Genomic DNA, 9,323 nt, shown 5'->3' with positions numbered 1-9,323 from the left:
GGGCACCACTCCTCGGGCAGGCCGTGCGCCCCCGGGGGGGGGGGGCCCCCACTCCCACGTTCCGGGCGTTGCGCCGGCTCTCCCGGTCCGGGCGGACGGGTCCGGTCCGGTCCGGGAGAGTCGGATCACATCAGACGGGGCAGGGGCGGTACTCCGGGCTCAGTTCGCGGTCGACCGCGTAGCTGGTGCGCATGGAGGCGTCGATGACCTTCGGCCAGGAGCCGTACTTGGCGTAGAGCTGGTCGGCGGTGGGGCCGAGGGGGTTGCCGTACTTCGCCTGGTTCCGGGCCTCCAGGACGCGGACCTCCTCCTCGGTCATCCCGGCGCGGTGATCGCCTTGGCCTGGTTCCACATGTCGACCATCTCCCGGGCGATCTCCTCGTCGCTCGCGCCGGCCTCGCGCATCCGGGCCTCGGTGCTGCGCATGTCCTCCAGGAGCCCGTGGTACCCATCCGGGTCCGCTGGGCCTCCACCTTCTCGTCCATCGGCATCACCCGGATCCGGCGCACCACCGGGTCGGTGCTCGGACAGGGATCGTCGGCGGAGACGGGCCGCTCCAGCGGCGCGGTGATCACGGACCCGCACGCCTCGGCCGCGGAGGCGACGGGGGCGACGGAGGCGACGCCGGTACCGAGGAGGGCGAGGGCGGCGGCGAGGGGGACGAGGGCACGGCGGACCGTGCGGCGGGGGGGGTGTGACGGGGGGTGAGGTCGATGCGCATGCGCGCATCCTTCGGGGCGGTGCGGATCACTTCACGCAGGCGCACCAGTGATCACTCCTACGGGCCCACTGTGACCCACCATCCCTTACGAGAACCCTTCTGACCTGGCCTTTCGTGCCGCCGCGATGTCGCCGAAGAGATGCTTTTTCGACGTTCCGTTCACCGGATCGAGCGGTGATCTGAGGGAGGCACGTTCCTGCGGCGCCCGCCCCGTGACGGAGGCGCTACGTTCTGTGACGACCAGTCGGCTCTTTAAGCAATCAGGGGCAACTCATGGGGAAGTTGAGGAAGTCGCTCACGGCGGCGGTCGTGGCGGGGCTGTTCTTCGGCGGGGCGGGGGTGGCGGTGGCGGACTCGTGGAAGGGGCTGAAGATGCGCTCTTCGGGCGTCTTCTTCAAGGGCTCCTACAAGTGGGAGCCCAGGTTCGTGCACCACGGCGGGTTCCACGTCGATGGGAACCTGAAGGACTCCGACCCCGACGACGGCCACAACGTCTACCTCCGCGCGAGGGTCGAGGCCTACGGCTGGACCCGGGTCAAGGGCGTCCAGAAGAAGACGGTCCATGTCGACCACGTCTTCTTCGACGGCGCGATGCTCGAGACCGGTCAGGCACGGATCCAGGCGTGCCGGGACCGCGGCTCACTGCGGCCGGACAACTGCTCGAAGCTTCGAGAGTTCCACCGCTGACCTAGCCCGACCGGGGGAGCCGCGCTCAGCGGCTCCCCCTTTTTCCAGAGAGCCCGGCATCATGGACGTCATTCTCCGCGCCGAAGGCGTGGACTTCTTCTACGGCGAGCAACAGGCGGTCAGCAACGCCGACTTCGTACTCGCGCGCGGCGAAGTGGCCGCCATCATGGGGAGCAGCGGCTCCGGCAAGTCCTCCCTGCTGTACTGCCTCGCCGGTGTGCTGCCGCCGGCGCGCGGGACGGTGACGTTCGACGGCGTCGAGCTGTCGTCCCTTCCCGACACCGAGTTGAGCGCGTTACGCCGGGAACGCATCGGGTTCGTCTTCCAGTACGGCGAACTGCTCGACGAGCTGACCGTCGAGGAGAACGCCGCTCTGCCCCTGCGCCTGGCGGGCGTCGCCAAGGACCGGGCCCACGCCGCGGCGGCACGCGTACTGGGTCGGCTGGGCCTGGGCGACCTGCTCCGCCGCAGGGCCTCGAAACTGTCCGGCGGACAGCGTCAGCGGATCGCCGTCGCACGGGCGTTGGTGCACCAGCCGGACGTGGTCTTCGCGGACGAACCGACGGGGGCACTCGACAGTGCGAACGCCTCGGCGGTCCTGGAGGAGTTCCTGCGCCTCGCGCGGGACCAGGACACCGCGGTGGTCATCGTCACCCATGACCCGGACGTCGCCGCCCGCGCCGACTCCCAGTACACGATGGTGGACGGCGTGCTCGCCCAGCGGGTGGCCGTGTGAACCCCTTGCTGCTCGGACTGCGTCTGCTGTGGGGCAGCGGGCGCCGGGGACGCCTCCGCTTCCTGCTGATGGCCGTCGGCTCCGGGCTGGGGGTGGCCTGCCTCGCGGCGGTCCTGACCATCCCCACGATCCTCTCGGCCCACGACAGCCGCACCACGGCGCGGCAGCCCGTGCCCGCCGAGCACGGGACCGTCGTCTACCAGAAGTTCCTCGACCCGTATGGATCGAGGCCGCTCCGACGGGTCTTCCTCGCCCGCACCGGACCGGGCCCGGTTCCGCCTCCCCCGGGCGTCGCCTCGCTCCCCGGCCCCGGGGAGGCTGTCGTCTCGCCGGCGCTTCGCGACGTCCTCACGGCGCGTCCCGGCGTCTCGGGGCTCGTCCCCGGCCGAGTGACGGGCACCATCGGACCCGAAGGTCTCGGCGGCCCGGACGAGCTCTACGCCTACGTCGGCACCACCCCCGACAGGCTGACCGACCCGCAGTCGCTCGCCCGCTTCGGCGGCGGAAGACTCCACGACGAGGTCATCGACCCGGAGACGCTGGACATCCTCCGGTTCACCCTCGGGTGCATCGTGCTCCTCCCCCTCGGCATCTTCCTGTCCGTCTGCGCGCGTCTCTCCGGGGAGTCCCGCGCACGGCGGCTGGCGGCGCTGCGGTTGGTAGGTCTCAGCATCAAAGACACCGTGCGGGTCAACGCCGGGGAGACCGTCGCGGCGGCGGGCCTCGGGGCGGTGCTCGGGCTCGTCGGCTATCTCGGCGTCAACGAGATCGCGGCGCGGATCGGCCTTCCGGGGCTGCGGTGGTACCCGGCGGACGGGCGTCCCGAGTGGTCGACCGTGGCGGTGTGCCTGGTCGGCTGCCCCGCGCTCGCCTGGGTCGTCGGGCTGTTCAGCGCCCGGCGGGCCGCGCTCTCCCCGATCGCCGTGCGCCGGACGGCGGAGCGCAGGCCGCCGCGGAAATGGGGGACGCTGCTGCTGGTTCCGGGGCTGGGCGTGATCTGCGGTTACTGCGTGATGAGCGTGATGGGGCGGGACCCGTCCGGGGGATCCGCCAGTTCCACGCTCGTTCCCGGTGCCGTGCTGCTGACCGGTGTCGGGCTCGTCGTAGGACTGCCGCCCGTCACCGCCTGGCTCGCGCGACACCTCGCCGGAGTCTCCAGGTCCCTTCCGTTGACGCTGGCGATGCGGCGTACGGAGGTGGATCCGGGCTCCTCGCTCCGGGTGGTCACCGGCCTCGTCCTTCTGGTGTTCGGGGCCTCGCTCACGCAGGGTGTGCTCATCGAGCTGGACCAGGTGAGCCGGCGTACGGCGCCGGTGCAGGAGTACCAGCTCCCGATGAGCGGGCTCAGCGCCGCACAGCAGGGGGAGTTGGCGCGGCTGCCCGGCGTCCGGGCCCATCTGGCCTCGTACAGCTCGTGGAGCGCGCCCGGCGCTCCCTTCGGGACCGGGCTCGACGTGGTCGTCGGCACCTGCGACCAGGTCGCCGCGTTCGCGGTCTCGGTGCGGGGCTGTGTGGACGGCAGGGTCGTGCGGCTGGGCGACGGCAACCCGCCGTCCGAGTACGACCCGAAGCCCGGGGACCGATTCCCGTTCGCGCTCCGGGACGGTCGTAAGTCCGTCGTCACCGTGCCCGAGAGCAGCGCGGAGATGCGCGCGTACCAGCCTTCCGTCCTCCAGCCCCACAGCCTGCTCGTGCCGCCCTCGATGGCCCCGGCGGGGCTCGCCGCGGGTGCGGGGACGCTGACGCTGGTCTCGGGGTCGGATCCGGCGACCGTGCGGGCCGTGCTCGACGGGATCGGGGCCGTGGCGCCGACCGCGGAGGTGGACGCGGTGGGGATCGTCATCGACGCGCTGGCGCAACTCACCGTCGTCCGGAGCCTGCTGGTCGTGGGGATGGTGCTCGGGCTCGTCGTCGGGGTTGCCGCGTTCGTCGTTTCCGTGGCCGATCGGGCGTTGGAGCGGCGGGGGCAGGTGGCTGCTCTGGGGTTGTTGGGGGCTCGGGGCGGGACCTTGCGGGTGGTGCAGGTGGTGCAGGTGGTCGTGCCGTTGGGGGTGGGGCTGGGTGGGGCGGTCGTCGCGGGGTGGCTGGCCGAGTCGAGTTATCTGATCACCGGGGGCGGGGCCGTGCACTGGGACTGGGCCGGGTTGCCGCTGCTCGTCGGGAGTGCGGTGGGGGTGCTCGTCGTCGCCGGGATCGCCTCCGTACCGATGGTGCGGCGGCATGTGGATCCTGAGCACATCCGGAGAGATTAGTTTCGGGCGCGGGCGGGGTCTGTGGTGGTGGAGGTGGGCGCCTCCGGTTTCGCAGCGATCGTTCGGAGGTCTTCATGTCCACCACCCCCAAGGGTCCCGCCGGCTACTTCCCCGCCATCGAGGCGAAGTACGGGCGGCCCGTGTCCGAGTGGTTCGAGCTGATCCGGTCCTCGCCGCTCGCCAGGCACATGGAGCTCGTCGGCTGGCTGAAGGGCGAGTACGGGCTCGGGCACGGGCATGCCAACGCGCTCGTGGCGGCCGTCCGGGCCGAGGACGGCCGGGTGGGGAACTAGGAGAACTGGCCCGGGACGTAGTCGCCGGCCGGCTGCTGGGTCATGACGTTGAGGCGGTTGAAGGCGTTGATGATCGCGATGAGGGAGACCAGCGCGGCGAGCTGCTCCTCGTCGTAGTGCTTCGCCGCGTTCTCCCAGGCCGCGTCGGTGACGCCGGTGTGGTGGTCGGCGAGGCGGGTGCCCTGCTCGGTCAGTTCGAGGGCGGCGCGCTCGGCCTCCGTGTAGACCGTGGCCTCGCGCCAGGCGGCGACCAGGTTCAGGCGGAGGGCGGTCTCGCCGGCCGCGGCGGCGTCCTTGGTGTGCATGTCGAGGCAGAAGCCGCAGCCGTTGAGCTGGCTCGCGCGGATCTTCACCAGCTCCTGGGTGCTGTGCGGGAGCACGGCGTCCGGGATGGCGAAGCCGGCCGAGGCGAGGTGCTTGACGACCTTGCCGGCGACGGGGCTGGCGAAGAGGTTGAGGCGGGGGTTCATCCGATTCTCCCTGATGATGCTCGGTGTCGGTGTCGGTGTCGGTGTCGGTGTCGGTGTCGGTGTCGGTGTCGGTGCCGGTGTTCGGTGTTCGGTGTTCGCGTGGTGCGTTCGTTCGGGGCTTTCATGGGACTGACGGACCTGCGACGGGTTGTGTGACGGGGGTGGGGCGGAGATGGGTGTGAGCTGGGTCACTCGGGAGTTCGTGCGGGACGGTACGGCGCTGTCGGTGCGCGACTGGGGCGGGGACGGGCCCGGTGTGCTGCTGCTGCACGGGCTCGCCGGGCACTGCGGGGAGTGGGACGGGCTCGCCCGGCCGCTGAGCGCCGACGGCCACCGCGTGCTCGCGCTCGACCAGCGGGGGCACGGGGCGAGCGAGCGGAAGCCGCGGGACGTCTCCCGGGCCGCGTACGTCGAGGACGTGCTCGCGGTCGTCGAGGCGGAGCCCGGGCGGCCGTTCGTGCTCGTCGGGCAGTCGTACGGCGGGGTCGCCGCGCTGCTCGCCGCGGCGCGGCGGCATCCCCGGATCGCCGGGGCCGTAATCGTCGAGGCCGGGCCCGACAAGTCCTCGCCCGAGGACGTGGCGCAGGTCGTGGGGTGGCTGAGCGGGTGGCCGGTGCCGTTCGCGAGCCGGGCCGCGGCCGTCGCGCACCTCGGGGGCGGGGCGGTCGGCGAGGGGTGGGCCGCGGGTCTGGAGGAGCGGGACGGGGGGTGGTGGCCGCGGTTCGACGCCGCCACGCTGGCGCACTCCCTCGCCGAGAACGCCTTCCGCGCCTGGTGGGAGGAGTGGGAGGCGATCGACGTGCCGCTCCTCGCCGTCCTCGGGCAGCACGGGATCATCGGCGACGCGCAGTGGGACGGGATGGTCCGGCGGCAGCCGGGGCTGCGCGGAGTCTCCTTCCCCGGTGCCGGGCACGATCTCCATCTGGAGCGGCCGGAGGAGCTGTACGGGGTCGTGGCGCCGTTCCTGCGCGAGGTGACGGGGCGGTTCCCGCAGGGCACCACGCTGGATGGCACGCGGGACGTCACGCGGGAAGTCGCCCTGGACGTCACGCTGGACGTCACGCCGGACGTCACGCCGGAGGCAGGTACGAGGTGACGGGGTGACGGGGTGACGGGGTGACGGGCGGTCCTCGCGGGACGTCACGCCGGCGGGCGTACGGGCCGGGCTGGCGGCACGGCGGGGGCTTGCGCTGGAGTCCGCTCGAAGTCCTAAGGTGCCGCGCATGCGCTATCGGGTACTCGGCGGGACCGGGATCGAAGTCAGCACCTACTGCCTCGGCACCATGATGTTCGGGTCGGTCGGCAACCCCGACCACCAGGACGCCGTGAGAATCATCCACTCCGCCCTCGACCGGGGCGTCAACTTCGTCGACACCGCCGACATGTACTCGGCGGGCGAGTCCGAGGAGATCGTCGGGAAGGCGCTGCGCGATCCGCGCCGCCGGGACGAGACCGTGCTCGCCAGCAAGGTGTACTTCCCCGTCGGCGGGGACGGGCCCGCGCGGGGCGGGCTGTCCCGGCGGTGGATCGTCCGGGCCGTGGAGGACAGTCTGGTCCGGCTCGGGACCGACCGGATCGACCTGTACCAGGTCCACCGGCCGGACCACCGGACCGACATCGAGGAGACCCTGGACACCCTCGGCGACCTCGTCTCCCAGGGGAAGATCCGGGCCTTCGGCTGCTCGACCTTCCCCGCCGAGCGGATCGTCGAGGCGCACGCGGTCGCCGAGCGGCGCGGGCTGCGCCGGTTCCGGACCGAGCAGCCGCCGTACTCGCTGCTCGCGCGCGGGGTGGAGACCGCGGTCCTGCCGGTGGCGCAGCGGTACGGGATGGGCGTGCTGACCTGGGCGCCGCTCGCCTCCGGCTATCTCTCGGGGGCGTACCGGAAGGGTCGGGAGGTCGATCTCTCGCGGGGCCGGGCGGCGATCACCCCGCACCGCTTCGACCCGGCCCTGCCGGAGAACGTGGCGAAGCTCGACGCCGTCGAGGAACTGGCCCTGCTCGCCGAGGAGATCGGCTGCTCGCTGCCCGAGCTCGCGGTCGCCTTCGTCGCCGCGCACCCGGCCGTGACGTCGGTGATCCTCGGGCCGCGGACCATGGAGCAGTTGGACGGGCTGCTGAAGGGCGCCTCGCTCGTCCTCGACGACGAGGTGCTCGACCGGATCGACGCGATCGTGCCGCCGGGGACGGACCTCTACCGGGCCGACGGCGCCTGGCGGCCGCAGGCGCTGGTCGAACCGGCGCTGCGGCGGCGGCCGTTGGGCGAGCGGGCCGCGTCCGACGCCTGAGGGCGGGGCACCGTCAGGGGGTGAACCGCTCGGTGCCGACCCCGGTGCGCAGGTCGGTGCCGGGTGCGTGGTCCTCTTCGAGAGGGAGGACGCGTTCGTGCGGACGGTGACCGGGTTCCTGGCGGCGTGAGCGCCCGGCGTGAGCGCCCGGCGTGATCCGAAGGGCGCGGCCTAGTGCCGGATCAGTCCGGGGACTCCCAGGTCGGAGAGGCCGTCGAGGAGGAGGTCCACGCCGACCGCCGCGAGGAGCAGGCCGAGGAGCCTGCCGAGGAGTTCGATGGTGGCGTGGTGGGTGCGGCGCAGGATCGGGGCGAGCAGCAGGACGCAGATCAGGTCGAGCGCGATGACCGCCACGTACGCCCCGACGACGGTCGAGCGCCAGCTGAACGAGGAGCGGTTGGCGGCCTCGATGAGCAGGGCGGTCATCGCGAGGGGGCTGACGACGTACGGCATGAGGAGTTCGCGGACGCCCCTGCGGACGTCGGGGGCGTCGTCGTGCGGGCCGTCGGAGCCGAGGTGCACGCCGAGGACGAGGCCGACGGCGTAGATGAAGAAGATGACGCCGCCGGCGAGCTGGAGCGCGGGGGTGCTGATGTGGAAGAGGTCGAGCAGCCAGGGCGCCGTGCCGCCGGTGACCATGCCGACGAGGACCGCCGCGCCGGAGGAGGCGAGGGCGATGGTGCGGAGCTGCCGGACCGGGTGGACCTGGGCGAGGCCGGCGAAGGCGAGGAGCACCTTCGGCGGGCCGACGACGGAGAAGAAGGTGATGAAGGCGCCGGCGAAGGTGAAGGTCTCCATGGCGGACATCATGGGTTGTTCGGGTGATTCGGTACGTATTTCGCGATTCCGTCCGCGCGGTGTCGAGATCCCGGCGGCGGCTCCGACCCACCTTCGAGAGGGGAAACCACCCCACACGACACGGAGGACACCATGAAGTACCTGGTGATGGTGCAGGGCTCGCACGCCGACTACGAGGCGATGTCCGGGCGCGGCTCGGCGCAGAGCCCGGCCTGGGACAAGGAGTCCCTGACCGCGATGTTCGACTTCATGAACACGCTCAACAAGGAGCTGCTGGAGAGCGGCGAGATGCTCGACGGCCAGGGCCTGGCCGACCCGGGCGAGACCCGCCTGGTGTCGGTGGACGGCGACGGCCGCCCGGTCGTGACGGACGGCCCGTACGCGGAGACCAAGGAGGTCCTGGCCGGCTACTGGGTCCTGGACTGCGCGAGCCTGGACCGCGTCACGGAGATCGCCGCCCGCGTGGCCCGCTGCCCCCAGCCGGCGGGCGCCCCGGAGTACCCGGTGGTGATCCGCCGGATCGACGAGGCGGGTCCGACGCAGGACTGAGCGGTTCCCGCACGACGCTCCACGGGGCTGGGTGACGGCAGGTGTCATCCTTGGTGGTCGAAGGCCCCCCGCATCCGGGGAGTAAATTACCCCGTGGGGTATGTCCTGGAGGAGTGGTTGTGGAACTCGATCTCGCGGGCGCGGAGCTCAAGGCCGTGCTGAACCGGCTGCGCCGGGCACAGGGCCAGATCTCCGGCGTGATCCGGATGATCGAGGAGGGGCGCGACTGCGAGGAGGTCGTGACCCAGCTGGCCGCCGCCTCGCGGGCGCTGGACCGGGCCGGGTTCGCGATCATCGCGACGGGGCTGCAGCAGTGCCTGACGGAGATGGAGAACGGGAAGCGGGACGGCGAGGACCCGGACAAGATGCGGGCCCGGCTGGAGAAGCTGTTCCTGTCCCTGGCCTGAGCCCGCCCCCGCGCGGACCCACGACGAAGCGCCCCCGGCCGTGGAGCCGGGGGCGCTGAGTCCGGCCCCGGTAGCGTCAGTCGACCGCGAGGCCCTTAAGGCGCTTGGGGAGGGTGGGGAGG

The 9,323-nt window shown here is 72.2% G+C and carries 10 protein-coding genes and 1 pseudogene; 8 read left to right on the top strand and 3 right to left on the bottom strand.

Going from position 1 to position 9,323, the window contains the following annotated elements:
* Nucleotides 1-130: 130 nt before the first annotated feature.
* A pseudogene (locus tag ACFW1I_RS23790) lies at nt 131-701 on the bottom strand (hypothetical protein); the annotation flags it as partial.
* Nucleotides 702-994: 293 nt separating this feature from the next.
* Here ACFW1I_RS23790 and ACFW1I_RS23785 point away from each other — a divergent pair.
* From ACFW1I_RS23785 to ACFW1I_RS23770, 4 genes are all read left to right on the top strand, one after another.
* Nucleotides 995-1,408, top strand: a complete 414-nt coding sequence (locus ACFW1I_RS23785) for a hypothetical protein (RefSeq protein ID WP_384673280.1) — start codon at nt 995-997, stop codon at nt 1,406-1,408.
* Nucleotides 1,409-1,469: 61 nt separating this feature from the next.
* Nucleotides 1,470-2,144 (top strand): ABC transporter ATP-binding protein, encoded by a 675-nt coding sequence (locus tag ACFW1I_RS23780; protein WP_384673278.1) that lies wholly within the window; start codon nt 1,470-1,472, stop codon nt 2,142-2,144.
* Nucleotides 2,141-4,396 carry an ABC transporter permease gene (locus ACFW1I_RS23775; protein ID WP_384673277.1) on the top strand — a complete coding sequence of 752 codons (2,256 nt, stop codon included), beginning with the start codon at nt 2,141-2,143 and terminating at the stop codon, nt 4,394-4,396. The genes ACFW1I_RS23780 and ACFW1I_RS23775 overlap by 4 nt, the downstream gene beginning before the upstream one ends.
* A gap of 74 nt (nt 4,397-4,470) precedes the next feature.
* Nucleotides 4,471-4,689, top strand: a complete 219-nt coding sequence (locus ACFW1I_RS23770) for a DUF4287 domain-containing protein (protein WP_384673274.1) — start codon at nt 4,471-4,473, stop codon at nt 4,687-4,689.
* Here ACFW1I_RS23770 and ACFW1I_RS23765 read toward each other — a convergent pair.
* Nucleotides 4,686-5,159 (bottom strand): carboxymuconolactone decarboxylase family protein, encoded by a 474-nt coding sequence (locus ACFW1I_RS23765; protein WP_384673272.1) that lies wholly within the window; start codon nt 5,157-5,159, stop codon nt 4,686-4,688. The two genes, ACFW1I_RS23770 and ACFW1I_RS23765, sit on opposite strands and share 4 nt — an antisense overlap.
* Before the next feature lie 172 nt (nt 5,160-5,331).
* Here ACFW1I_RS23765 and ACFW1I_RS23760 point away from each other — a divergent pair, with 172 nt between their 5' ends.
* Together ACFW1I_RS23760 and ACFW1I_RS23755 are read left to right on the top strand one after the other, a co-directional pair.
* Nucleotides 5,332-6,255, top strand: a complete 924-nt coding sequence (locus ACFW1I_RS23760) for an alpha/beta fold hydrolase (protein ID WP_384673271.1) — start codon at nt 5,332-5,334, stop codon at nt 6,253-6,255.
* 127 nt (nt 6,256-6,382) lie between these two features.
* The gene (locus ACFW1I_RS23755; RefSeq protein ID WP_384673268.1) at nt 6,383-7,447 is read left to right on the top strand and encodes an aldo/keto reductase; all 1,065 of its coding nucleotides are present in this window, start codon (nt 6,383-6,385) and stop codon (nt 7,445-7,447) included.
* A 171-nt stretch (nt 7,448-7,618) separates the two neighbouring features.
* On the opposite strand, the gene ACFW1I_RS23750 is transcribed toward ACFW1I_RS23755, so the two are convergent.
* Complete coding sequence (locus ACFW1I_RS23750; protein ID WP_384673265.1) at nt 7,619-8,245, bottom strand: MarC family protein; 627 nt, start codon at nt 8,243-8,245, stop codon at nt 7,619-7,621.
* Nucleotides 8,246-8,377: 132 nt separating this feature from the next.
* Here ACFW1I_RS23750 and ACFW1I_RS23745 point away from each other — a divergent pair, with 132 nt between their 5' ends.
* Nucleotides 8,378-8,794: a YciI family protein gene (locus tag ACFW1I_RS23745; protein ID WP_384673263.1), complete on the top strand. Its 417-nt coding sequence runs from the start codon at nt 8,378-8,380 to the stop codon at nt 8,792-8,794.
* A gap of 119 nt (nt 8,795-8,913) precedes the next feature.
* Nucleotides 8,914-9,201 (top strand): metal-sensitive transcriptional regulator, encoded by a 288-nt coding sequence (locus tag ACFW1I_RS23740; RefSeq protein WP_043224790.1) that lies wholly within the window; start codon nt 8,914-8,916, stop codon nt 9,199-9,201.
* The last annotated feature ends 122 nt before the right edge of the window (nt 9,202-9,323 follow it).

The organism is Streptomyces sp. NPDC058955 (genome assembly GCF_042741435.1).
Taxonomy (GTDB): Bacteria; Actinomycetota; Actinomycetes; order Streptomycetales; family Streptomycetaceae; genus Streptomyces.
This window is presented reverse-complemented; position numbering and strand designations above follow the sequence as displayed.

Bases quoted from the DNA above. Each gene is read 5' to 3' on its own strand.
- ACFW1I_RS23785 (WP_384673280.1), top strand. From the start codon at position 995: ATGGGGAAGTTGAGGAAGTCGCTCACGGCGGCGGTCGTGGCGGGGCTG.
- ACFW1I_RS23780 (WP_384673278.1), top strand. From the start codon at position 1,470: ATGGACGTCATTCTCCGCGCCGAAGGCGTGGACTTCTTCTACGGCGAG.
- ACFW1I_RS23770 (WP_384673274.1), top strand. From the start codon at position 4,471: ATGTCCACCACCCCCAAGGGTCCCGCCGGCTACTTCCCCGCCATCGAG.
- ACFW1I_RS23765 (WP_384673272.1), bottom strand. From the start codon at position 5,159: ATGAACCCCCGCCTCAACCTCTTCGCCAGCCCCGTCGCCGGCAAGGTC.
- ACFW1I_RS23760 (WP_384673271.1), top strand. From the start codon at position 5,332: ATGGGTGTGAGCTGGGTCACTCGGGAGTTCGTGCGGGACGGTACGGCG.
- ACFW1I_RS23755 (WP_384673268.1), top strand. From the start codon at position 6,383: ATGCGCTATCGGGTACTCGGCGGGACCGGGATCGAAGTCAGCACCTAC.
- ACFW1I_RS23750 (WP_384673265.1), bottom strand. From the start codon at position 8,245: ATGGAGACCTTCACCTTCGCCGGCGCCTTCATCACCTTCTTCTCCGTC.
- ACFW1I_RS23745 (WP_384673263.1), top strand. From the start codon at position 8,378: ATGAAGTACCTGGTGATGGTGCAGGGCTCGCACGCCGACTACGAGGCG.